This window comes from Streptomyces sp. NPDC088706 (assembly GCF_044752765.1).
Classification (GTDB): domain Bacteria; phylum Actinomycetota; class Actinomycetes; order Streptomycetales; family Streptomycetaceae; genus Streptomyces.
This window is the reverse complement of the sequence record NZ_JBIVLW010000003.1, coordinates 680,625-703,473: the sequence shown is the minus strand read 5'-3', so window position 1 is coordinate 703,473 and position 22,849 is coordinate 680,625. Positions and strand designations below refer to the sequence as shown.

19 protein-coding genes, 4 tRNA genes, 1 other RNA gene and 1 pseudogene are annotated in these 22,849 nt (G+C 72.2%); 11 read left to right on the top strand and 14 right to left on the bottom strand.

Going from position 1 to position 22,849, the window contains the following annotated elements:
- Window positions 1–3: 3 nt before the first annotated feature.
- From ACIQAK_RS12645 to purS, 5 genes are all read right to left on the bottom strand, one after another.
- Entirely contained in the window at window positions 4–894 is an 891-nt protein-coding gene (locus tag ACIQAK_RS12645; RefSeq protein ID WP_366392211.1) for a M23 family metallopeptidase, read from the bottom strand.
- 33 nt (window positions 895–927) lie between these two features.
- Window positions 928–1,473 carry a helix-turn-helix domain-containing protein gene (locus ACIQAK_RS12640; RefSeq protein WP_366392210.1) on the bottom strand — a complete coding sequence of 182 codons (546 nt, stop codon included), beginning with the start codon at window positions 1,471–1,473 and terminating at the stop codon, window positions 928–930.
- Between the two features lie 112 nt (window positions 1,474–1,585).
- Window positions 1,586–3,835, bottom strand: coding sequence for a phosphoribosylformylglycinamidine synthase subunit PurL (gene purL / locus ACIQAK_RS12635; protein WP_366392209.1), 2,250 nt, complete (start codon window positions 3,833–3,835; stop codon window positions 1,586–1,588).
- Window positions 3,832–4,512 carry a phosphoribosylformylglycinamidine synthase subunit PurQ gene (gene purQ / locus ACIQAK_RS12630; RefSeq protein WP_366392208.1) on the bottom strand — a complete coding sequence of 227 codons (681 nt, stop codon included), beginning with the start codon at window positions 4,510–4,512 and terminating at the stop codon, window positions 3,832–3,834. The genes purL and purQ overlap by 4 nt, the downstream gene beginning before the upstream one ends.
- Complete coding sequence (gene purS, locus ACIQAK_RS12625; RefSeq protein ID WP_010056446.1) at window positions 4,509–4,760, bottom strand: phosphoribosylformylglycinamidine synthase subunit PurS; 252 nt, start codon at window positions 4,758–4,760, stop codon at window positions 4,509–4,511. The genes purQ and purS overlap by 4 nt, the downstream gene beginning before the upstream one ends.
- Window positions 4,761–5,214: 454 nt before the next feature.
- Here purS and ACIQAK_RS12620 point away from each other — a divergent pair, with 454 nt between their 5' ends.
- The 8 genes from ACIQAK_RS12620 (at window position 5,215) to ACIQAK_RS12585 (ending at window position 10,392) form a co-directional block, all read left to right on the top strand.
- Complete coding sequence (locus tag ACIQAK_RS12620) at window positions 5,215–5,550, top strand: Lsr2 family protein (RefSeq protein ID WP_366392207.1); 336 nt, start codon at window positions 5,215–5,217, stop codon at window positions 5,548–5,550.
- 383 nt (window positions 5,551–5,933) lie between these two features.
- Window positions 5,934–6,005: transfer RNA gene (locus ACIQAK_RS12615), tRNA-Gly, on the top strand.
- Window positions 6,006–6,084: 79 nt separating this feature from the next.
- Window positions 6,085–6,160: transfer RNA gene (locus tag ACIQAK_RS12610), tRNA-Gly, on the top strand.
- 131 nt (window positions 6,161–6,291) lie between these two features.
- Window positions 6,292–7,314, top strand: a complete 1,023-nt coding sequence (locus ACIQAK_RS12605; RefSeq protein WP_366392206.1) for an ABC transporter ATP-binding protein — start codon at window positions 6,292–6,294, stop codon at window positions 7,312–7,314.
- Window positions 7,311–8,138: an ABC transporter permease gene (locus ACIQAK_RS12600; RefSeq protein WP_366392205.1), complete on the top strand. Its 828-nt coding sequence runs from the start codon at window positions 7,311–7,313 to the stop codon at window positions 8,136–8,138. The genes ACIQAK_RS12605 and ACIQAK_RS12600 overlap by 4 nt, the downstream gene beginning before the upstream one ends.
- A gap of 33 nt (window positions 8,139–8,171) precedes the next feature.
- Entirely contained in the window at window positions 8,172–9,560 is a 1,389-nt protein-coding gene (locus tag ACIQAK_RS12595) for a histidine kinase (protein WP_366392204.1), read from the top strand.
- 103 nt (window positions 9,561–9,663) lie between these two features.
- Window positions 9,664–10,293 carry a response regulator transcription factor gene (locus ACIQAK_RS12590; RefSeq protein ID WP_366392203.1) on the top strand — a complete coding sequence of 210 codons (630 nt, stop codon included), beginning with the start codon at window positions 9,664–9,666 and terminating at the stop codon, window positions 10,291–10,293.
- A 23-nt stretch (window positions 10,294–10,316) separates the two neighbouring features.
- Window positions 10,317–10,392, top strand: a tRNA-Gly gene (locus ACIQAK_RS12585).
- Between the two features lie 55 nt (window positions 10,393–10,447).
- On the opposite strand, the gene ACIQAK_RS12580 is transcribed toward ACIQAK_RS12585, so the two are convergent.
- The 6 genes from ACIQAK_RS12580 to ffs all read right to left on the bottom strand — a co-directional run bounded on the left by ACIQAK_RS12580 (window position 10,448) and on the right by ffs (window position 19,308).
- Window positions 10,448–11,371 carry a phosphoribosylaminoimidazolesuccinocarboxamide synthase gene (locus ACIQAK_RS12580; RefSeq protein WP_366392202.1) on the bottom strand — a complete coding sequence of 308 codons (924 nt, stop codon included), beginning with the start codon at window positions 11,369–11,371 and terminating at the stop codon, window positions 10,448–10,450.
- Between the two features lie 141 nt (window positions 11,372–11,512).
- Entirely contained in the window at window positions 11,513–12,967 is a 1,455-nt protein-coding gene (locus ACIQAK_RS12575) for a N,N-dimethylformamidase beta subunit family domain-containing protein (RefSeq protein ID WP_366392201.1), read from the bottom strand.
- A 486-nt stretch (window positions 12,968–13,453) separates the two neighbouring features.
- Window positions 13,454–15,172 (bottom strand): hypothetical protein, encoded by a 1,719-nt coding sequence (locus tag ACIQAK_RS12570; RefSeq protein ID WP_366392200.1) that lies wholly within the window; start codon window positions 15,170–15,172, stop codon window positions 13,454–13,456.
- 332 nt (window positions 15,173–15,504) lie between these two features.
- Window positions 15,505–16,755, bottom strand: a complete 1,251-nt coding sequence (purD, locus tag ACIQAK_RS12565) for a phosphoribosylamine--glycine ligase (RefSeq protein WP_366392199.1) — start codon at window positions 16,753–16,755, stop codon at window positions 15,505–15,507.
- A gap of 83 nt (window positions 16,756–16,838) precedes the next feature.
- Entirely contained in the window at window positions 16,839–19,109 is a 2,271-nt protein-coding gene (locus ACIQAK_RS12560) for a DNA polymerase III subunit gamma and tau (RefSeq protein WP_366392198.1), read from the bottom strand.
- Between the two features lie 102 nt (window positions 19,110–19,211).
- An RNA gene (gene ffs, locus ACIQAK_RS12555) (signal recognition particle sRNA small type) lies at window positions 19,212–19,308 on the bottom strand.
- 131 nt (window positions 19,309–19,439) lie between these two features.
- Between ffs and ACIQAK_RS12550 the strand changes: the two genes are divergently transcribed.
- The 3 genes from ACIQAK_RS12550 (at window position 19,440) to ACIQAK_RS12540 (ending at window position 20,391) form a co-directional block, all read left to right on the top strand.
- Window positions 19,440–19,527 (top strand) — tRNA-Ser (locus ACIQAK_RS12550).
- A 322-nt stretch (window positions 19,528–19,849) separates the two neighbouring features.
- Window positions 19,850–20,113 (top strand): hypothetical protein, encoded by a 264-nt coding sequence (locus tag ACIQAK_RS12545; RefSeq protein ID WP_401847962.1) that lies wholly within the window; start codon window positions 19,850–19,852, stop codon window positions 20,111–20,113.
- A gap of 14 nt (window positions 20,114–20,127) precedes the next feature.
- Window positions 20,128–20,391: a hypothetical protein gene (locus tag ACIQAK_RS12540; protein WP_401847971.1), complete on the top strand. Its 264-nt coding sequence runs from the start codon at window positions 20,128–20,130 to the stop codon at window positions 20,389–20,391.
- Window positions 20,392–21,010: 619 nt separating this feature from the next.
- Here ACIQAK_RS12540 and ACIQAK_RS12535 read toward each other — a convergent pair.
- The 3 genes and pseudogenes from ACIQAK_RS12535 to ACIQAK_RS12525 form a co-directional block, all read right to left on the bottom strand.
- Window positions 21,011–21,538, bottom strand: coding sequence for a GNAT family N-acetyltransferase (locus ACIQAK_RS12535; protein WP_366392661.1), 528 nt, complete (start codon window positions 21,536–21,538; stop codon window positions 21,011–21,013).
- The gene (locus ACIQAK_RS12530; protein ID WP_366392690.1) at window positions 21,535–22,407 is read right to left on the bottom strand and encodes an XRE family transcriptional regulator; all 873 of its coding nucleotides are present in this window, start codon (window positions 22,405–22,407) and stop codon (window positions 21,535–21,537) included. Before ACIQAK_RS12530 ends, ACIQAK_RS12535 begins: the two co-directional genes overlap by 4 nt.
- 171 nt (window positions 22,408–22,578) lie before the next feature.
- Window positions 22,579–22,788: pseudogene (locus ACIQAK_RS12525) on the bottom strand (helix-turn-helix domain-containing protein); the annotation flags it as partial.
- Window positions 22,789–22,849: the final 61 nt, after the last annotated feature.

Genomic DNA, 22,849 nt, shown 5'->3' with positions numbered 1-22,849 from the left:
AGACTAACCGGCGGCACCGACATCGCCCGGCCGGGCCGGTGCGACCTGCTCCCCGACGGTGAACGTCTCGCCGCCTCCGGGGACTCCGACGCCCCGCCAGGTGAACGGGATGCCGCGGGCGTCGTCGGGATCGGGGCCGTCCATCAGGTGGAAGTGGAGGTGCGGTTCGGTGGTGTTGCCGGAGTTCCCCACGCGGCCGATCCGCTGCCCGGCCCGGACGGTGTCCCCGGCCTTCACCTGGAGCGAGCCGCGCCGGGCGTGCGCGTAGACGGCGTACGTACCCTCGCCGAGGTCGAGGATCACGTGGTTGCCGAGGACTCGGTGCACGCCGGCGACCGACCGGACGTTGCCCTCGATGAGCATCAGGTAGGCGAGAGCGGGCAGCGAGTTGCGGCTCAGGTGGTCGCGCTGGCCGTCGCTCGCCCGGACGACCCTGGCGTCGGCCACCGCGAGCAGCGGGGCACCGAAGGCCGGGAAGGCCTGGTTGCACCGGAGGAGCGGCCAGAGCCGGCGGAACGCCGGACGGGCGGCGGGCTCGCCGTCACCAAACTCCGCGCCCGCCTCCGGCTCGGCCACGATGTCGATCGCGTACGTCTGCCCGTAGACGTGCGTCCCGTGGCTCGGCACCTTGTCCGCCGGGCTGTTCAGGGCCGTCCAGCTCCCCGCCACCGGAGGGTCGACCTCGACCGGGGGCCGCGGCTCGCCCCGGGGCGCGGCGGCCCGGGTCTGCAGGGTCATCGTCGCCACCATGAGGACGAGCACGACCCCTGCGGGCAGCAGGGTGGTCGCCCACCCGGGTCCCGGCAGATCCGTGACGGACTCGCTGATCATCAGCGCGATCAGGACCACCCAGGACAGTCGCTGGGCGATGGCTAGGGCTGTGCGGACGGACATGTCTCCCCCATGGCGTCGTGTCGGTCGTTCAGGTCAGGGCCGCGCCGCCGTCAGCACCACCAGCAGTGGCACCACCCGGGCGGCCGGCACCTCGTACCGGCCGCGGCCGGCCGTGTGCAGCCAGCCCGCGCCGGTCAGCTGGCGCAGGTGGTGGTAGATCTGGCCGGTGGTGCCGACCGCGTCGAGCGCGGCCAGTTCGGCGGCGGTGCGGCGGCCGCCGAGGATCTCGCGGAGCAGGCGCAGCCGTACCGGGTGGCCGAGTGCGGCGAGCGCATCCGCCGTCGCCGATGCGTCGTCCGGCCGGTCCTCACCGTCCCCGCCCTCCGCGCCCTCCGCGCCGAGGAGGCCGGCGGTGAGGGCGCCGTACTGCCACTCGTAACTCTCGCCGGTGGGCAGTCGGACCGCTCCGGTGAAGAGCACTCCCCCGCCGGCGGCGGCCTCCCCGAGACCGGCGAGCTGCTGCTTCAACCCGCTCAGTGCCCAGAAGTCGCCGTCGCCCAGGCGGGGGGACTCACGGTCCTGCCGCTCCAGCGCCGTGAGCCGCCTCTCCAGCTCGGCGACCCGCTGCTCCAGCTCCATGAAACCAACCTTACGTAATTACGTAATCTCTATCAAGGGATACCGGGAAGACCGAAGCCCCCGCCCGGAGGACCCGGGTGGGGGCTTCGCAGAACGCCGGCCGGCGCGCGGCTCAGGCGAGCAGCGCGGGGATCGTCGCCTCGTGCGCCGTACGCAGCTCGCTCAGCGGGATGGAGAACTCACCCTGGATCTCGATCTCCTCGCCGTCCACGACACCGATGCGGGCGACGGGCAGACCCCGTGCGCCGCACATGTCGTTGAAGCGGAGCTCCTCGCTGCGCGGGATCGAGACGACCGCGCGGCCCGCCGACTCCGAGAAGAGGAACGTGAACGTGTCCAGGTCGTCCGGCACGACCAGCCGGGCACCCTTCCCACCCCGCAGGCAGGACTCGGTGACCGCCTGGATCAGGCCGCCGTCGCTCAGGTCGTGCGCGGCGTCGATCATGCCGTCGCGCGAGGCCGAGATGAGGATCTCGGCGAGCAGCTTCTCGCGGCCGAGGTCCACCTTGGGCGGCAGACCGCCGAGGTGGTGGTGGACGACCTCGGACCAGGCCGAGCCGCCGAACTCCTCGTGGGTGTCGCCCAGCAGGTAGAGGAGCTGGCCCTCCTCCGCGAACGCGACCGGCGTACGCCGGGTGACATCGTCGATCACACCGAGCACGGCCACGACCGGCGTCGGGTGGATCGCCGTCTCACCGGTCTGGTTGTACAACGACACGTTGCCGCCGGTGACCGGGGTGCCCAGCACCAGGCAGCCGTCCGCGAGACCGCGCGTGGCCTCGGCGAACTGCCACATGACGTCCGGGTCCTCGGGCGAACCGAAGTTGAGGCAGTCCGAGATGGCGAGCGGCTTGGCGCCGGAGGCGGCGACGTTGCGGTACGACTCCGCCAGCGCGAGCTGCGCGCCGGTGTACGGGTCGAGCTTGGCGTACCGGCCGTTGCCGTCGGTCGCCATGGCCACGCCCAGGTTCGACTCGGCGTCGATGCGGACCATGCCCGCGTCCTCGGGCATCGCCAGCACGGTGTTGCCCTGCACGAACCGGTCGTACTGGTCGGTGATCCACGCCTTGGAGGCCTGGTTCGGCGAGGCGACCAGCTTCAGGACCTGCTCGCGCAGCTCGGCCGCGCTCGAAGGACGGGCCAGCTTGCCGGCGTCGTCCGCCTGGAGCGCGTCCTGCCAGGACGGGCGGGCGAACGGGCGGTGGTAGACCGGGCCGTCGTGGGCGACCGAGCGCGGGGGTACGTCCACGATCTGCTCGCCGTGCCAGAAGATCTCCAGCTGCGAGCCGTCGGTCACCTCACCGATGACGGTGGCGATGACGTCCCACTTCTCGCAGATCTCCAGGAAGCGGTCCACGTGCCGCGGCTCGACGATCGCGCACATGCGCTCCTGCGACTCGCTCATGAGGATCTCCTCGGGCGAGAGTGAGGAGTCGCGCAGCGGCACGGTGTCCAGCTCGACGCGCATCCCGCCGGAACCGGCGGAGGCCAGCTCGCTGGTGGCGCAGGAGAGCCCGGCGCCGCCGAGGTCCTGGATGCCCGCGACGAGCTTCTCCTGGAAGATCTCCAGGGTGCACTCGATGAGGAGCTTCTCCTGGAACGGGTCGCCGACCTGGACGGCGGGGCGCTTGGCCGGTCCGGTGGACTCGAAGGTCTCGCTCGCCAGCACGGAGACGCCGCCGATGCCGTCGCCGCCGGTGCGGGCACCGTAGAGGATGACCTTGTTGCCGGGGCCGGACGCCTTGGCGAGGTGGATGTCCTCGTGCTTCATCACGCCGATACAGCCGGCGTTGACCAGCGGGTTGCCCTGGTAGCAGGAGTCGAAGACGACCTCGCCGCCGATGTTGGGCAGGCCCAGGCAGTTGCCGTAGCCGCCGATGCCCGCGACGACGCCCGGCAGGACGCGCTTGGTGTCGGGGTGGTCGGCCGCGCCGAAGCGCAGCGGGTCGACGACCGCGATGGGGCGGGCGCCCATGGCGAGGATGTCGCGGACGATGCCGCCGATGCCGGTGGCCGCGCCCTGGTAGGGCTCGATGTACGAGGGGTGGTTGTGCGACTCGACCTTGAAGGTGACCGCGTACCCCTGGCCGACGTCGACGACGCCCGCGTTCTCACCGATGCCGACGAGCATCGCGTCGTTGGCGGGGACCTTCTCGCCGAACTGCTTGAGGTGGACCTTGCTGCTCTTGTACGAACAGTGCTCGGACCACATCACGGAGTACATGGCGAGCTCGGCGCCGGTGGGGCGGCGGCCCAGGATCTCGCGGATCCGGGCGTACTCGTCCTCCTTGAGGCCGAGCTCCTTCCAGGGCTGCTCGGCGTCCGGGGTCTCGGCCGCGTGCTTGACCGTATCCAGGCTCATGCGTTGACCAGCTTCTTGATGATCGAGGTAAAGAAACCGAGGCCGTCGGTGCGGCCGGTGCCGACGAGCGGCTCCACGGCGTGCTCCGGGTGCGGCATCAGACCGACGATGTTGCCCGCCGCGTTGGTGATGCCCGCGATGTCGCGGAGCGAGCCGTTGGGGTTGCCGTCCAGGTAGCGGAAGGCGACGCGGCCCTCGGCCTCCAGCTCGTCGAGCGTGTGCTCGTCGGCGGTGTACCGGCCGTCCATGTTCTTGAGCGGGACCTGGATCTCCTGGCCCGCGCTGTAGTCGGCGGTCCAGGCGGTCCCCGCGTTCTCCACCCGCAGCTTCTGGTCGCGGCAGATGAAGTGCAGGTGGTTGTTGCGCAGCATCGCGCCGGGCAGCAGGTGCGCCTCGGTCAGGATCTGGAAGCCGTTGCAGATGCCGAGGACCGGCATGCCGGCCTTCGCCTGCTCGATGAGCGGCTCCATCACCGGCGAGAAGCGCGAGATCGCGCCTGCCCGCAGGTAGTCCCCGTAGGAGAAGCCGCCGGCCAGGACGACCGCGTCGACCTGGTGCAGATCCTTGTCGCGGTGCCAGAGCGATACCGGCTCCGCGCCCGCGATGCGGACGGCCCGCAGCGCGTCCTGATCGTCGAGGGTGCCGGGAAAAGTGACGACGCCGATACGGGTGGTCACTTCTCCTCCTCCACCTTCACGACGAAGTCCTCGATGACGGTGTTGGCGAGGAAGGTCTCGGCCATCTCGTTAATGCGGGCGAGGGCGGCGTCGTCCACCGGCCCCTCGACCTCCAGCTCGAAACGCTTTCCCTGACGAACGTCCGCGATTCCCTCAAAGCCGAGACGGGGCAGCGCGCGCTGCACCGCCTGTCCCTGCGGGTCGAGGATCTCCGGCTTGAGCATGACGTCGACTACGACGCGTGCCACTGGCACTCCCGGTGTGGTGGTGTGGTGCGGCTGTCTCTCCGGGGGGTTCCCCAGACCCCCGCGGGTCCACTCAGCGTACCTGGCCGAAAATTCTACGCGGGTAGATATCGGGCGGAACGGACGCGGCGGGGAGGGACCGCGGGGCCCGGTGCGGGCCCGGTGCGGGCCCGGTGCGGGCCCGGTGCGGATCACGCCGGGATATCGACCGCGACAACGGACGAGAAAAGTCCGGGGAAAAATCATGCGCTTGATTGCGTACGGACACGCGGACGCAATTGGCCGGGCTTCACAATGCGGTACCTACCGCTGTACAAATGATTACCGGGGAAAGCAGCATTGGCCCCGGGAACACCGGAACAGTCGACATCAGTCGATCCGTATCCGCCTAACAGCCGGAAGGCCGGCCACCGGCGCACGCCTGACGCGCCGATGCCGTAGGAAAGGACCGATATCCGTGGCCCAGCGCGTAGTGGTTACGCTCTCCGACGACATCGACGGGGGAACAGCGGCGGAAACGGTCACCTTCGCCCTGGACGGGAAGACGTACGAGATCGACCTGAATCCCGCCAACGCGAAGAAACTGCGGAAGGCCTTGGCGCCTTACGTGGCGGCCGGCCGAAAGCAGACAAATGCCGGTAAGCACGGCAGGGCCCCCGTGACGTACCACCACACCTCCGTCGCCCCGGACCCCGCGGCCGTCCGCGCCTGGGCCCGGTCGCACCGGATGGAGGTGCCGGCCCGGGGCCGGATCCCGAAGAAGGTCTACGAGGCGTTCAACGCGGCCGACTGAACGAGGGGCCGGGCGGGCGGGCCGCCGGACGGGCGGGCCGCCGGGGAGGGCCGGGGAGGGTGGGCGGCCGGGGGGGTGGGGGCGCCGGGGGGCCATCCCCCGAGCGCTTCGACTCCGAGCGCTCCGGACCCGAGCGCTCCGGCCCGGAGTGCTCCCGCTCCGACCGCTCCCGCCCCGAGCGCTTCGGCCCCGAGCGCTTCGACCCCGAGCGGCGGAGGCTCCGTCAGGGGCGGTGCTCAAAGCCTCGACCGGGTGCCGCGGGCCGCCCGCGCGCCCGTTCCGGGAGACCCGCCGGGAGCCGACTTGCGCTACACCCCCGCAGGTCGGCTAGAGTCTGGAGCACGCCGAGGGGCGAGGCCGAAAGGCCGGATCCCAAGCCGCGTGCGGGTGTAGTTCAGTAGTAGAACATCCCCCTTCCAGGGGGAAGGCGCAGTGTGCAATTCCTGTCACCCGCTCTGCACGACTCTTCGGACCACTCTGTTGGATCAGGTAGAGTAGTGCCCGCTCCACCGGTGAAAGCCGAGTGGTTGCACTGCGGACGTAGCTCAGTTGGTAGAGCGCAACCTTGCCAAGGTTGAGGTCGCCAGTTCGAACCTGGTCGTCCGCTCCACAGAGTCAAAAGCCCTGACCGATTTCGGTCAGGGCTTTTGGCATTCCCCGCAGCACTCCCATGACGTTTGTCATGAGCAGTGGTGACAGCGCGCACTGCTCACGGGCCCGCTCCGGCGGAAACCTTGAAGCATGACCAGCGACGACTTTCTCAGCGACCGAACGACCGGTGGCACGACCGACGCGGAGACGGTGATCGCGGCGGACGGGGTCCGCCGCAGCTACCAGGACGGCTTCGAGGCCGTTTCCGGGGTCTCCTTCTCCGTGGCCCGAGGCGAGCTGTTCGCCCTGCTCGGGACGAACGGCGCGGGCAAGACCTCCACCGTGGAGCTCCTCGAGGGGCTGGCCCTCCCGACCTCCGGGACCGTCGAGGTCCTCGGCCACGACCCGTACCGCGAACGCGCCGCCGTCCGGCCCCGGACCGGGGTGATGCTCCAGGAGGGCGGCTTCCCCTCCGACCTCACCGTCATGGAGACCGCGCGGATGTGGTCGGCGTGCACCACCGGCGCCCGCCCCGCCGCCGAAGCCCTGGAGATGGTCGGCCTCACGAGCCGGGCCAGGGTGCGGGTCAAGCAGCTCTCCGGCGGCGAGAAACGGCGCCTGGACCTGGCGCTGGCCCTGACCTCGCGGCCCGAGGTGCTCTTCCTGGACGAGCCGACGACGGGGCTGGACGCCGAGGGCCGGCGCGACACCTGGGACCTGATCCGGGCGCTCCGGGACGGCGGCACGACCGTACTGCTGACCACGCACTACCTGGAGGAGGCCGAGGCGCTCGCGGACCGGCTGGCGATCATGCACCAGGGGCAGATCGTGACGGCCGGGACGACCGCCGAGGTCACCGCGTCGCAGCCCGCCAGGATCCGGTTCACGCTGCCCGACGACGTACCGGCAGGACACCTCCCGCTCTCGCTGCGGGCGGGCGCACAAGGGCAGCGGATCGAGATCCGCACCGCCGCGCTCCAGGAGTCGCTGCACGAACTGCTGGGCTGGGCACGGGAGTCGGGCGTCCAGCTGCTCGGGCTGGACGCCCGCTCCGCCTCCCTGGAGGAGGCATTCCTCCAGATCGCGAACACCCAGCTCCGCTCCCGGGCCGACGACCCGCGCCGGGCGGGGGCCAAGCCGATGGACGAGACGAAGAAGAAGGTGACGGCATGACCACGCCCACCGCCCTCGCGGACGACCGCACGACCCCCGGCCCCTCATCCCCGTCGAAGGCGTCCGCCTCCGCACGACGGCTCACCGCCCTCGCCCGCGCCGAACTGATCCTGCTGGTCCGCAACCGGTCCGCGATCTTCGTGGCCCTGGTGCTGCCGGTCGTGATGATCTTCTCGATCCGGGCCTCGCTCCAGCAGATCGACCTCGCCGGCACCGGCCTCTCCATCGCGGGCGCCGCCCTCACCGGCGGCATCGGCATCGTGCTGGTCCAGGTCGTCTACATGACCCTCGTCACCGGGTACGTCACCCGGCGCGAGGAGCTCGTCCTCAAGCGGCTGCGCACCGGTGAGGTCACCGACCGCGAGATCCTGGCCGCCAACGCGCTGCCCGCCGTCGCGCTGGCCCTCCTCCAGGTCGTGCTGCTGGTCGCGGCCGGCGCGGTCGCCTTCGACCTGAGCGCGCCGAAGCGGCCCGAGCTGTTCCTGGCGGGTCTGCTGGTGGGTCTCGTGATGATGTCCGGCCTGGCGGCCGCGACCTCCGCGGTGACCCGGACGGTGCAGACCTCGCAGCTCACCACGTTGCCGCTGTTCTTCGTCTCGCTCTTCGCCTCCGGGATCTTCGTCCCGCTGGACATCTTCCCGGACGGCCTGGCCTCGGTGTTCGAACTGCTGCCGCTGACCGGCGTGATGACCCTGATCCGGCACGGCTGGCTCGGGGGTGTGGAGGGCGGGGACCTGGTCACGGCCGCCGTGGCGGCGCTGGCCTGGACCGCGTTCGCGGTGTTTGCTGTGCAGCGGTGGTTCCGCTGGGACCCGCGCGGCTGAGGGACGGGCTCCTGCCGTGGCCGTGGGGATGACGTGAAGGGGCTGGACGAGGTGATCGGTCGGGTACGGGGCTGGCGACGCGGCTGGCAGGAACGCACCAAGCTCCAGCGCATCGACCTCTACACCCGGGTCACGCTCTGCGCGCTCCCCTGGGTCTTTCTCGGGACCTGGGGGCTGCTGCCACTGGGCAAGGCCCTTGGGCAGGGCCCGCTGCCGGTCTCCCTGGCGGTGGCGTTCCTCGTGGTGAACGCCGCCCAGTGCCTGCTGAGCAACCGCAACGTGGAACCCGCCTTCGCCCACTACCGGGGGACCGAACTCTTCCCGCTGCGGCGGCTGCGGCTGCCGGCGGCGCTGCTGGCGGTGCTGACCGGCCTGCTGGTGGCCCTCGCGGCGGTGGGTGGCGTCGAGGACGCGGGGCTGAGCCTGCTGGTGCTGGACCTGCCCCTGGCGTTCGCGACCCCGTACGTGCTCATCGTCCCGGTCCGGAAGTACCTGCTCCTCTGCGCGGCCTACGCGGTGGCGGTGGTGGCGCTGCTGGCGGCCGTCGGGGTGCCCGGCCGCATGCTGTTCGGGGCGGCCTTCTCGCTGCTCGTCGTCACCCTGCTGGTGCTCATCTCGACCCGGCCGAGCGCCTGGAGCCTGTCCGTGATGTGGCAGGCGGAGGAGGCCCGGGACATGCAGGCCCGGCTGGCGGTGGCGGAGGAGCGGCTGCGGTTCGGCCGGGACATGCACGACGTGTTGGGCCGGAACCTGGCGGTGATCGCGCTGAAGAGCGAGCTGGCCGTGGAGCTGGCCCAGCGCGGGAACGCGGCGGCCATGGACCAGATGGTCGAGGTGCAGCGGATCGCCCGCGCCTCCCAGCAGGAGGTACGCGATGTCGTACGGGGCTACCGCGAGGCCGACCTGCCCACCGAACTGCTCGGCGCCAAGGGCGTGTTGGAGGCCGCCGGGATCACCTGCACCGTCGAGGGCGCCGACGGCCCGGCGGGGACCGGGGCGCCCGCGGCGGTGCAGGCGGCCCTGGGCTGGGTGGTCCGCGAGGCGGCGACCAACGTCCTGCGCCACGGCGACCCCCGGAGGTGCGTGATCCGGCTCAAGACGGCGGCGGGCGCGGTCGTGCTGGAGGTCGAGAACGACGGGGCCGGGACCGGGGAGGCGGCCACGGCGGGTGAGGGCGGCGGCTCCGGCCTGGCCGGGCTGCGCGAACGCGGGGCCGGGACCGGGGAGGTGGCCGCGGCGGGTGAGGGCGGCGGCTCCGGCCTGGCCGGGCTGCGCGAACGGCTCGCGGCCCTGGGCGGGTCGCTGGAGGCCGGAGCGGTCGGGGAGGGCCTGTTCCGAGTGACGGCGACGGTGCCGCTGACGGCTCCCCGTAACCGCCCCACCACTCCTGCCACTCGATCCGCCTCTCCGGAGGAACGATGACCACCACTCCGTACCGCCCTCCCGGCGGGGCGATGACCACCACTCCGTACCGCCCTCCCGGAGGAGCGATGACCACCGGCCGCACTGCCCTCCCGGAGGAGCGATGACCACCGACGACTCCGGCCGGCCCCTGCGGGTCCTGCTCGCCGACGACGAGCATCTGATCCGGGGCGCGCTGGCCGCGCTGCTGGCCCTGGAGGACGATCTCGTGGTCGTCGCGGAGGCGGCCAGCGGCCCCGAGGCGCTCGCCATGGCCCTGGCCCACCGGCCCGATGTCGCCGTCCTCGACCTCCAGATGCCGGGTGCGGACGGTGTGAAGGTCGCCACAACGCTCCGCAGCGAACTGCCCGGCTGCCGCACCATGATCGTGACCAGCCACGGCCGGCCTGGGCACCTCAAGCGGGCGTTGGCCGCCGGCGTACGCGGGTTCGTGCCGAAGACCGTCAGCGCCCGGCGGCTCGCCGAGATCATCCGTACCGTCCATGCCGGAAACCGTTACGTCGACCCGGAGTTGGCGGCCGACGCCATCGCCGCCGGGGACTCCCCGCTGACCGCCCGGGAGGCCGAGGTGCTCGAACTGGCGGCGGACGGGGCGCCGGTCGCGGAGATCGCGGAGCGGGCCTCGCTCTCCCAGGGGACCGTCCGCAACTACCTGTCCTCGGCCGCCTCCAAGATCGGGGCGGAGAACCGGCACACGGCGGTGCGTCTCGCACGCGAGCGGGGTTGGGTATAGTAAGCAGCGCGCTTCGGCGCAGTGCGGACGTAGCTCAGTTGGTAGAGCGCAACCTTGCCAAGGTTGAGGTCGCCAGTTCGAACCTGGTCGTCCGCTCCACAAGGAGAAGGCCCCGGTCCTCCAGGACCGGGGCCTTCCGCGTATCCGCTCGCCCCTACGACCAGCTGCTGCCGGTCAGGACCTCGTACGCCTCGATGTACTTGGCGCGGGTCGCGTCCACGATCTCCTGCGGCAGCGCCGACGGCGGCTGCTCGCTCGCGCGGTCCCAGCCGGAGGCCGGCGAGGTCAGCCAGTCCCGCACGAACTGCTTGTCGTAGGACGGCTGCGCGCGGCCCGGCTTCCAGGTGGCGGCGGGCCAGAAGCGCGAGGAGTCCGGCGTCAGCACCTCATCCGCGATGATCAGCCGCTCGCCGCCGTCGCGGCCCTCGTCGGGCCTCTCGAAGCCGAACTCGAACTTGGTGTCGGCGAGGATGATCCCGCGCTGGTGCGCGATGTCCCGGGCCCGGCGGTAGACGTCGAGCGTCGTCTGCCGCAGCTCGGCGGCCGTCTCCACGCCGACCTCGCGGGCGATCTCCTCGTAACTCACGTTCTCGTCGTGGTCGCCGACGGCCGCCTTGGTGGCCGGGGTGAAGATCGGGCCGGGCAGCTCGGAGCCGTCGACCAGCCCCTCGGGAAGGCCGATGCCGCAGACCGTACGGGAGTCCTGGTACTCGGCGAGCCCGGAACCGGTCAGATAGCCGCGGGCCACGCACTCGACCTGGATCATCCGCAGGGACGTGCAGATGAGGGTGCGGCCCGCCCAGTCCGCCGGGGCGCCGGGCGGCAGCTCGGTGGAGATCACGTGGTTGGGCACCAGGTCGGCGAGCTGGTCGAACCACCAGAGCGAGAGCTTGGTGAGGACGCGGCCCTTGTCGGGGATCTCGGTGGGCAGGACCCAGTCGTACGCGGAGATACGGTCGCTGGCGACCATGACGAGGTCGCCCGCCTCGTTCCGGTACAGATCACGCACCTTGCCGGTGTGCAGGTGGGTGAGGCCCGGAACCTGTACGGGCTCGGGCTTTTCTACAAAACCGGACACGGTGCCTCCGCGTAGATTGATCCAGGAGCGGTTCCGATTGTCCCGTACGGAGGGGGCACGGCGCGCGCGGGGCCCGGTCTTCGGCCGGTCGCGTCCGCGGCTGCCGCTCCCGGTGCGTCGGTCGCGGTCTCAGTCGCAGCCTCAGTCGCGCTTGCAGATCCGGTCGAGGAGGTTGGCCGTGGCCCGCTGGATCCGGGGGTCGGTGTGCCCGGGGCGGTCCAGGGCCGGGGACCAGGCGAAGGTGCCGGAGGCGAAGACGAGGGCGCCGGAGGGGGCCTGGTAGAGCGAGGTCTCCTGGTGACGGGTGGCGCCTTCGGAGTCCTGGTACGGGGAGTGGGCGAGCAGGATCCGGTTGTCGTGCTCGGGCAGGCTCGTCCGGGGGAAGTAGCGGTCGGCCTCACCGGCCACCAGGCCCGCGATCTCGTCGCCGTCGACCGCGCCCGTGGCGTCCCAGAGCCAGTGCCCGGCGTTGCGCACGACCATCGGACTGGGCTCGGGGACCCGGCCCGCGTACTGGATGCCCAGGAGCTGCTGCTCGGGCCGGTCCACCTCGCGCCACAGCGCGGACTTGCCCGGTCCCCGGCGCTTGCGGCAGGTCAGCAGGCGGTCGGGGATGCCGGAGGCGGAGGGGGCGAGGCCCACCTGCCAGTACATGGTGTTGGCGGAGAGGAAGACCAGCGAGGTGCCGCAGTCGCGGGCGCGCTCGGCGGCCCGGCGCATGGGCGTGGACCAGTACTCGTCGTGGCCGGGGAAGACCAGGCCCCGGTAGCGGCTGGGGTCCACGCGACCCGCGTGCAGGTCCCGGGCGTCGGCGTAGGCGAGGTCGTACCCGTACCGCTCGGCCCAGCGGATGAAGTCGTACGCGTGCCCCACGTGCAGCGGCAGGCCGGCCCCGGCGTACGGGCGGTCGAAGGAGATCGTGACGGCGGCTTCCTCCTCGCCGAGCAGCCGCCCCGAATCGTCCCAGGCGTGGTAGAGGCTGGCGCCGGTGCGGCCGTCCTCCGGATAGAGGTTGTACGCCTGCCAGGTGATGTCGGGGAGCAGGAGCAGCAGGTCGGCGGGGTGGTCGTGGCGGACGGTGAACGGAATGTGCGAGCGGTAGCCGTCGGCGGTCGTCAGGACCGCCACGTACGCGCCGACCGACCAGTAGCTGGGGATCTGGAGCCGCCAGGACATCCACCAGTGATGGCAGGACACGGTCCGGTCCGCGGCGAGGGGCGGAGGCTGGACGATGCCGGAGAGGCGCGGGCTCGTGGTGATCTTGGACGCGCCGTCGCCGCCGTAGTGACCGATCCGGTAGACGTCCACGGAGAACTGCTGGGGCGGGTCCACGGTGATGTGGAAGTCGATCGCCTCGCCGGGGGCGGCCGCTCCGGGTGAGACGAAGCCCTTGATCTGCCGGCGCACGTCGTCGGCGGTACGGGTGCCGCCGCCGGTGGAGCGGGCGAGGTCGGCGTACCAGGGGACGACCTGGCCGGTGTCGTCGAAGTAGTTCTCGCTGCCGCGCAGCCAGGGCAGGGGGCCCTGCCCGAAGGGGTCGCTCACCGCGTGCGCGAGGGCGCCCGACTCCCACCGGCGAATCTGCTCCGCCCCCATGCCGCGCCCCTCCCTCAGGTCCCCCGGACAACACCGGCGCGCACGATGCCGGCGCCGCTCCCCAGCACATCACATAACGCACGCACTCCGTCACCCTTCGTCGTGAATTGACGTGATCGGAACGTTTCCCTCCGGGTGGACCCCTGTCTCCGGGCGAGTCCCTGTCTCCGGGCGGGTCTGTGCCGACTGGCGGTCCGTTGCCGCTGGTCGGTGCTTTGCCGCCGGGAGGTCCCTTGCCGCTGGTCGGTACTTCCCCCGGGCGGTGCCTTGCCGCCGGGAGGTGCCTCCCCCGGGGCCCGGGCGGTGCCTTGCCGCCGGGCGGTGCCTTGCCGCCGGTCGGTGCTTCCCCCGGGCGGTGCTTTGCCGCCGGGCGGTGCCTCCCCCGGGACCCGGGCGGTGCCTCCCCCGGGGCGGGCCCCTGCCGCAGGCCGGTCCCGGGGTGCGCCCCCGGACAGTGCTGTGGACTGCCCGGCGGCGGGCTCTCGGTCACACCAGCCGCACCGGCTTGTCGGAGCGCACGCCCGCCTCGGCCAGCCAGGACCGCAGCGGGTCCGGGTCGCCGTCCTCGACCAGGCTGAGGACCGGCGCCGCGAGGTCCGCCCGGCGCTCGCCGTCGACGAGCAGCACGGGGCCGTCCAGCCAGTCGAGGCCGGGGGCCGCGCCCGCCGTGTCCACGGCCGCGCAGCAGACCATGGCCGCGACGTGGTCGGCGAGCAGCTCCGTACCCGTACGCGGCGGCTGGAGCGGGAAGAGGGGCAGCGGGTCGGGGCCCCAGAGGTCGAGGGGGTCCGGGCCGGTGCCGGACGGCGGCTGCTGGGACGGGCCGGGCGCCGAGGCCCGGGCGTCGTCGCGGGCGACCGCCGCCCCGATGCCCGCCGCGAGCTCCTCCCCGGGCCCGCCGGGTCCGGACAGGTGCTCCATGACCCGGGCCAGGGTGGGAACCGCCGGATCGGCCGCGGAGGCCGGGGGTACGCCCATGGCGTCGAGCACCCGGTGGAGCCGGGCCGCCTCCGTACGCCACTTCCGGTCGACGACCTCGTCCGGATACTGCTGCCAGTCCACCGGCGCCCAGCCCGGACCGCTCTCCGCGGGGCCGCCGTGGAAGAGGCGGGCGGCGAGCAGGGAGGTGGCCTCGTCGGCGGCGCCGGGCTCGTCGAGCAGGTCGCAGGCGGGGCGCTCACCGAGGCGCGAGGTGAAGCCGTCGGCCAGCCGGTCCCGGCGGGAGAGCTCGGTGAGCGCGGAGACCACTCCGGCGTCCAGCCGGGAGGGCCAGCGGCCCATCCGCCAGGCGGGCAGCGCGACCCGGGTCAGCAGCCGGTCCCAGCCCGCGTAGGCCAGGCCGATCTGCTCCTGGGCGGCGATGCGGAGCGCGTAGTCGACGCCCTGGGCGCGCATCGAGGCCGTGGCCGCCACGCACCGCTCCATCTCGGCGGCGTGCTCCCGGCAGGCGCGCAGCAGCAGCCGGGCGACCCAGCCGGCGAAGGTGACCGGCGCCCCGCGCAGCGCCCCGCGGCCGGGGGCGGCTCCGTCGGCCACCGCGGCGTCCAGACCGCGGACGAAGCGCCGGGCGGCGGCTATGTCGGGGTGCGCGGACGAGTCGGTGCCCGCCACGACGGGGGCGAGGACCGCGCGGAGCTCGGCTACCCGCATCCACCACAGGAACGGCGAACCGATCACCAGGACGGGGGCGGTGTCCTTGGCCGCACGGTCCTCAGCCGGCGCCGGGGCGACGGCAGCCTGCTCCGGGGCCGCCGACGTGGCTTTCGGCCGCTTCCGGCCCACGCGGTGCGCGCGGTGGGTACGGTCCTCCAGCCAGCTGTCGCAGTCAGGGGTGAGCGCTATGGCCGAGGGCGCGGGGACGCCGAGCCGGTCGGCGAGGTCCCGGACCAGCCGGTAGAGGTCGGGGGCGCCCTCCTCCGCCACGGGGACGGTGGGGCTCACGGCGGGCCGGGCCCGCGCGACGGAGACCGCGACGGCGGCGGCCACCAGCAGCACCAAGACGGCGACACCCAGCACCGCCCACCGCACCCCGTCCCAGACGGACCCGCCGAGGTGCCCCTGGGCGCCCGCGGCGAACAGCACGACAGCCACGGCCGCCGGCGTGATCACCACGGCCAGTGCCCTGCTGCGGATCCGCAGCAGGGCGAGCGCTCGGGCCTGTGCGGCCCGTGCACCCAGCTCCTCACCCACGTCGATACCGGACACGGCCGGATGTCACCCCCTCTGCCCCGCGACGGTTGTCCACTCCCCCACTGTGGCACCCGTCACTGACATCGCAATGCCGGTGGGCCAAGTGCCGGAACGCTTGCGCCGCACCCTAGTTGGGGCCTGGGCGGGCGTCATCCGTCTGGCCCAGTCGTCACCCGATGGAATGGCTTTGGGCAAAGCTGCTGACGTGTTCGTGTCCGTAGGGCAGGGCTTCCGCCGCTGGTACCGCGCGCGTACTCCATGGGACGGCCCCTCGCGCCCGCCCCGCGTACGCCGGTGGCGTTCGAGGGGCGGCGCGAGGGGCCGGGTGGAGCACGGTGGCCGGCGGATCAGCCTCCGGCGGCCTTCAGGGCGATGTCCGTCCGGTGCTGGGAGCCGTCGAGGCGGAGGCGGCCGAGCGCGGTGTAGGCGCGCTCACGGGCCGCGGCGAGGTCCTTGCCGGTCGCGGTCACCGACAGGACCCGGCCGCCGGCGCTGACGACCGCTCCGCCCTCGGCACGGGTCCCGGCGTGCAGGACGTACGCGTCCGGCGCATCCTGCGCCGCGACATCCGCGAGCCCTTCGATCGGGTCGCCGGTGCGCGGAGTGTCCGGGTAGTTGTGCGAGGCGATCACGACGGTGACCGCCGCGTCGTCACGCCACGTCAGCGGGGGGAGCACGTCCAGGGTGCCGTTGGCGGAGGCGAGCAGGACACCGGCCAGCGGGGTCCGGAGCCGGGCCAGCACGACCTGGGTCTCCGGGTCGCCGAAGCGGGCGTTGAACTCGATGACCCGCACCCCGCGCGAGGTGATCGCCAGGCCTGCGTAGAGCAGCCCGGAGAAGGGCGTACCCCGGCGGCGGAGCTCGTCGACGGTCGGCTGGAGGACGCCTTCGAGGACCTCGTCGACCAGCTTGGGGTCGGCCCACGGGAGCGGGGAGTAGGCGCCCATGCCGCCGGTGTTCGGGCCCTCGTCACCGTCCAGGGCCCGCTTGAAGTCCTGGGCGGGCTGGAGCGGGAGCACGGTGGTGCCGTCGGTGATGGCGAAGAGGCTGACCTCGGGGCCGTCGAGGAACTCCTCGATGACCACGCGGTCGCAGGAGAGCGCGTGGTCGCGGGCGACGGCGAGGTCGTCGGTGACGACGACGCCCTTGCCCGCCGCGAGGCCGTCGTCCTTGACGACGTACGGAGCGCCGAAGGCGTCGAGGGCCTCGTCGATCTCCGCGGGGGTGGTGCAGACGTAGCTGCGGGCGGTGGGGACACCGGCCCCGGCCATGACGTCCTTGGCGAACGCCTTGGAGCCTTCCAGCTGGGCGGCTTCGCCGGAGGGGCCGAAGCACGGGATGCCGGCCGCGCGCACGGCGTCGGCGACCCCGGCGACGAGCGGCGCCTCCGGGCCGACGACCACCAGCTCGGCGCCCAGCTCGGCCGCGAGGCGCGCGACGGCGTCACCGTCGAGCGCGTCGACCGGGTGCAGTTCGGCCACCTCTGCGATGCCGGCGTTGCCGGGGGCGCAGTACAGAGCGGTGACATCGGGGTCGAGGGACAGAGAGCGGCACAGGGCGTGTTCGCGGGCGCCGCCGCCGATGACGAGGACCTTCACGGGATGCAGCCTAGCCGCCGGGCGCGGCGGGTCCGGACGGCCGCCGGTCCGTGGACGGCCTGCGCCGCTCGGGTCCCACCGGCTCACTGCTCGTTGGTGAACTCCTCCACCACGGTGGCGCCCAGCTCGCGGACGATCAGCTCGTGGCCGGAGAGGGCTGAGTCGACCAGATCCGGGTCGTCGGCCTCCGCCGTGTCGTCCTCCGGGGCGACGGAGCGCGGCGGCTCCGACCCGTACCCCCCGTGGGAGGGCTCGGGGGCCGACGGGGCCGTACTCCGGCCCTGCTGCTGCGGCGGTGGCGCGGAGTACGACGAGGCGGCGGCCTGCGGGGGCTGCTGCGGCGTGTGCTGCTGGGGGGCGTGCGCCGGGTTGCCCTCGTACGCCGTCGGGGTCGGGGTATGGGGTGAGGGCGTCGGGGCGGGCTGGTACTGCGGGGCCGGGGGGCGTCCACCGCCGGGGAGCGGGGGCGCCGCACCGCCGCCGGAGGCATCGACGACCGCTTCGACCCGCCACTGGGCGTTGAACCGCTCGGCGAGTGCCTGCTTCAGGACTTCCTCGCTGCCGCTGCTGGCGAAGTTGTCACGGGCGCCCGCGTTGATGAAGCCGATCTGCAGGGTGGTGCCGTCGAACCCGGTCACCTGGGCGTTCTGGCTGAGCAGGATCCAGGTGAAGCGACGCCGGTTCTTCACCGCTTCCAGGATGTCGGGCCACATGTTCCGGACCTGGCCGGCCCCGTGGACCATGCCCTGGTCCGGCGCCGGGGCGGCCGGGGAGGGGGCCGCGGGAGCGGGAGCGGTCGGTGCGGGGGCGGCGGGGGGCGGGGCGGCGGGGCCGCTGCCGGGGGCGGACGCGGTGGGCCAGCCGCCGGGGCGCCGGGCCTGCTCACCACCGGCCGCGGTGGGCCAGGACCCGGGCCGCTGCGCCGGGGCTTCGGCCGGGGGCTGCGCCGCCGGGGGCTGTGTGGCCGGGGGCTGCGGGTCGGCGGGCTCGGCCGGGGCGTGGGCGGCGGGCGGCGCGTAGGCGCTGGGCGCGGGGGCCGACGCCTCGCCCCGTACGGCGGCACGGGCGGCATCCGGACCTGCGGGGGCGGCGGGGGCTGCCTGCGGGGCGTGGCCCTGGGCCTCGGGCCCGGGGACGTACCCCATCGGGACGGCCGCTGCGGGCGGTCCGGCGAACGAGGCGGCAGCGGCGGCGGACGCACCGCGCTCCAGCCGGTCGAGCCGGGCCTGCATCGACCGCTCGTCGTCGAAGGCGGCGGGGAGGAGGACCCGGGCGCAGATCAGCTCCACCTGGAGGCGCGGCGAGGTGGCGCCGCGCATCTCGGTGAGCCCGTCGTTGACCAGGTCGGCGGCGCGGCTGAGCTCGGCGGCGCCGAAGACGGAGGCCTGGTCCTGCATCCGCTCGACGACATCGGCGGGCGCGTCGATGAGCCCCTTCTCCCCGGCGTCGGGCACGGCGGCGAGGATCACGAGGTCGCGCAGCCGCTCCAGGAGATCCGCCACGAACCGACGAGGATCGTTGCCACCCTCGATGACCCGGTCCACGACCTCGAAGGCGGCGGCCCCGTCACCGGCCGCGAAGGCGTCGATGATCGAGTCGAGCAGGGATCCGTCCGTGTACCCGAGGAGGGAGGTCGCCATGGCGTATGTCACACCGTCGTCGCCCGCGCCGGCCAGCAGCTGGTCCATGACGGACATGGAGTCACGCACGGACCCGGCCCCGGCGCGCACGACGAGCGGCAGGACACCGTCCTCGACAGGGCTCTTCTCCCTGCCGCACACATCAGCGAGATAGCTGCGCAGGGTCCCCGGGGGAACGAGCCGGAACGGGTAGTGGTGCGTACGCGACCGGATGGTCCCGATGACCTTCTCGGGCTCCGTGGTCGCGAAGATGAACTTGAGGTGCTCCGGCGGTTCCTCGACCACCTTCAGCAGGGCGTTGAACCCCGCCGGGGTGACCATGTGGGCCTCGTCGATGATGTAGATCTTGTAGCGACTGGAGGCGGGCCCGAAGAACGCCTTCTCGCGCAGGTCACGGGCGTCGTCCACACCACCGTGCGAGGCGGCGTCGATCTCGATGACATCGATGGACCCCGGCCCGTTGCGCGCGAGGTCCTGGCACGACTGGCACACCCCGCACGGGGTCGGCGTGGGCCCCTGCTCGCAGTTCAGACAGCGGGCGAGGATGCGCGCACTGGTCGTCTTTCCGCAGCCACGCGGCCCGCTGAACAGGTACGCGTGATTGACCCGGTTGTTCCGCAGGGCCTGCTGGAGCGGGTCAGTGACATGCTCCTGACCGATGACCTCGGCGAACGACTCGGGGCGGTAGCGGCGGTACAGCGCAAGGGACGACACACCTACGAGGTTATCGGGGCGGACCGACAACCGGCCCCACACGGCCCACGCAGGGCCCCGACCAGGACGTACGGCCCACCGGATCCCGGAAACCCCCGGAACACAAAGGGCCCCCCACGCACCCGCCAGAGCCAACCTACCCTTGCTGCCTTCCGGCCCTGGGGGAGTTCAGTCAGATAGCGCCACGTGAGGGGCTGACGCCCACCTTAGCGGATCCCCACCCCATCCGGTCCACCCGCCCACCCCACCGAACGACCTGCCCGGCCTCTCCGGACGATCTTCGGGGAACGTGTTCGCTAGCACCCTCCAACGTCTTGTATTGTTTGCGGCGGAGGATTCGCCTAGTGGCCTAGGGCGCACGCTTGGAAAGCGTGTTGGGGGCAACCCCTCACGAGTTCGAATCTCGTATCCTCCGCCATTGCTCTCACCGGGCAATACGAAGAAGGCCCTGACCCGTTTCGACTGGTCAGGGCCTTCCTCGCGTGCTGGCCCGAGTCGGACCGGTCTCAGTCACGCGCCGCTAGGCGGTGGGCTCTTCGTGATCTTCCGTCTCAGTTGCGGTCCGAGGGGCCCTCGTTCGGACATCTCCGACCTCTTCGCTCGCCTCCGGCGCGGTACCCCGGAGTGCGTCCCCGGCTTGCTGCGCGACGTTCTTCAGCATGGGTCCGGCTTCAGCATGGGTCCGGTGACATGCATGTGCCGGGGCCCTCGTCCCCCGTCTCGATCCCGTCACCGGAGAGGTGACCGGCTACAGCCTCGCCACCGCCGACGACACCGACACCAAGGGCGAGCCCGTCTTCTACAGCGGCTCCGCACTCGCGCCAGACCCGTCCCTGAACCGGCTCCGCGAGCGCTTCGGCCCGGCGGATGACAAGGTTGCGGGGCAGGCCACGGCGTTGCACACGAGCTGTGCGGACGCAGGCGACTCCTGGCGGCACGCCGATGGGGAGCTGCGCGCCGCCTACAACCTCGTCACCAGGGCCAACAGCGGAACGGCAGAATAGGAGACCGACGCCCAGTGCAGGCTCAGGGCGCGGCGTTCGCCGAGCTGCTGCACAACACCGCAGTCTCGGCGCCGCGCCAGCCCCGGGCAGAACTGCAAGCGGCAGCCATCGCCTTCAACCGCGCCAACCGCTCCGCCACCCGAGCCGAGCATCGGGCCGCCGACGCCCTGCGCCAGGCCGGAAGGACGCCGCTGACCGCACCTACCGCCAAGGACGGCGACTTCGTCGCCGCGGCGCTCGCCTCCGCCGTCTTCCTGCTCATCACCCTCACCACGTGACACGCCCAGCCCGGTCACGCGCAGCAGGCGGCAGCCGCCCAGCAGTCCCTCGTCCACCTCCAATCCGCCCAACAGCACGCCGCCCGGCCGGCCCTGGCCCAGCTCACCGCACGCGCCCCGAGTCCCCAAGCACAGGATCGGCTCGCCGCAGCCGTCCGAGCCACGATCCCCGAGCACGCGCACCGCATCCCCGCCGACCCGGCTAGGCCCGCGCTGTCCACCGCCCTCGCCCGAGCCGAGTCCGCCGGCACACCGCCCCGCCAGACCTTGGCCGACCTGTCCGGGCAACGGGAACTCGACACTGCGGACCGGCCAGCCGAAGTCCCGGTCTGGCGCCTACGAACCGCCACCGCCGAGCCAATCAGCCAGCGAGCTCGGAGCGCGGCAACCCGTAGCGCTCGCACCAAAACTCTGGCCGCGAGGCGGGCACACCTGCCGCTCCAGCGATCCAGGCACAGCCGCTCGACGTGAAACGCGTGCGCCCAAGTCGCTGACGTAGTCCTTCCCGTCTCAGAAGCTGCCGTCACGCTTCAGATAGGAACGTGACGGCAGCCCTCAGCGGACGGTGGTCGCACGCCGGGCCAGCAAGCAACACCCCACGAAGGGTGGCCTTGGCTGCTCAGGGGTGCAGTCTCTTCACCATGACCGCGTACACCGGGGAATCGGCGAAAGGCTGCTGCTCGCCCGCCTTCTCGTAGCCCCACGTCTCATACAGGTCCTGAACCTTCGGGTGCGTCACGTCGACCAGGAGCACCGCAAGGTCTTCGCCGCGTTCCTTCAGCAGGGCTTCGTGGAGCCGCTCCGAGATCCCCTGCCTCCGCCACTGCGGGCGCACCATGACCTCGGAGACGGCGTAGGTCGCGGTGTACCCGTTGTTCGGCGCGAAGGCCGTGGAACGCCACCACTCGCGGCCCGGCTGGAGCGGGGCGCCGTACGCGAAGCCGGTCGGCGCGTCGCCGTCGAAGGCGACGACACAGGTGAAGCCGTCCATTGCTGACCAGTGATCGACGAACCACGGGAACCGCTGGTTGAACTCGTTGTCCATCGCATCGACGTAGGCGTCGGCGTGCACGTCGATCAGCATCTGCTTGAAGCCCTCGGGGAGGCTTCCCTGTCCGTAGTGTCGCAGGTCGATCACACTGGTCACGTTCGGCTCCATTCATCTCGCATGCGGTCTGCCCAGTCGCGGGCGTACGTCGTCGACGGCGCCAGCCGGAACAGGTCTCGGTGGAAGTCTCCGATCAGCGTGCGCATGCGCCCCGGTAGTGGGGCGCCCTCCATGATCGTGAAGACGGTGGCCGCGGTCGCCGTGGCCTGCTCGGGCTCGCCCTGGCGGAGCTGTGCCAGGGCGAGCTGGCAGGTGGCCAACGCGCGGTTGCGCTGGAATGCCGCCGGGATCTTGGCCAGGGATCGGTGAGCCATCGCCTCGGCTTCGGCGGGCTCCCCGTTGTGGTTGAGGATGATCGCCGCAAGGTGGTTGAGTTCTGCCGGCCCATAGAACGCAGTCCACCGGGGGCGTTCGTCCTCGGCCGCCTTCCGGTAGTTCTCCTGCGCTGCGCCCAAGGACCGGCGAGCGGCCCGCAGGTCTCCCAGCGACGAGTGGGCAAGCGCGAGACGGACGCGGCCCATGGAGCCGAAGAACGGATCTCGGCGGGCAGCTGGGGAGGCGTTGGCCGCCTGAGCTGCCGCGAGTTGTTCCGGCCAGTTCTTCCGCTGATAGGCGAGCATGGCCATGTTGACCCACACGCGCATGGCCGTGGGCGGGTCCTGGGAGAGGCCGGCGAACGTGGACGACTCGTGCAGGTACGTCCGGGCCTTGTCCAGGTCACGTAGGTCGATGCACGACCAGGCGGCGACGGTGGTGAACTCGGCCGCGAGCGCGTACAGGGCACGACGTACACGTTCGCTGGCGTTCCGCTGCTGAAGCTCCAGCACCTTGGCGCGAGCTTCGAGGGCTGCGGTCGCCAGGGAGGCGTGCCCGCCTTGGCGGTCGTCGGCCTCCACGAGCTGGTCCATGCTGGCCGATGCTCGGGCCACGTCCGTCATGCCCACCGACCGACGTTGCTTGACCACGGGAACGGCTGCGGCTGCCGTCCCGGTGGTGGAAGCGATGAAGTCGCGACGCCGCACGGGGCCCTCCGGGGGATGTTGCATGGAGCTGGGTGCGCTGAACCCTAAGTCCGCCACGGGGCAGCCGAACACACGCTCAAGTGCGGCGCAAGTGCGTCCGATTGGGCGTCGGCTTGATCCGTTGAGCAGGTTGCGGACCGTCCGGGAGGAGATGTCGCCAGGCCGACCCGTGACCTCCTGTAGCGCGGCGTTCAGGCGTGCCGCCAACTCCTCCTGCGTCAGACCGAGTTGATCAAGTCGTTCCTGAAGAACGAAATTCCCTCCCATGCACCGAACGTAATACCACCGTCACGATGACACCTAGAGCCCGGTAATGGAAACGTAAAGT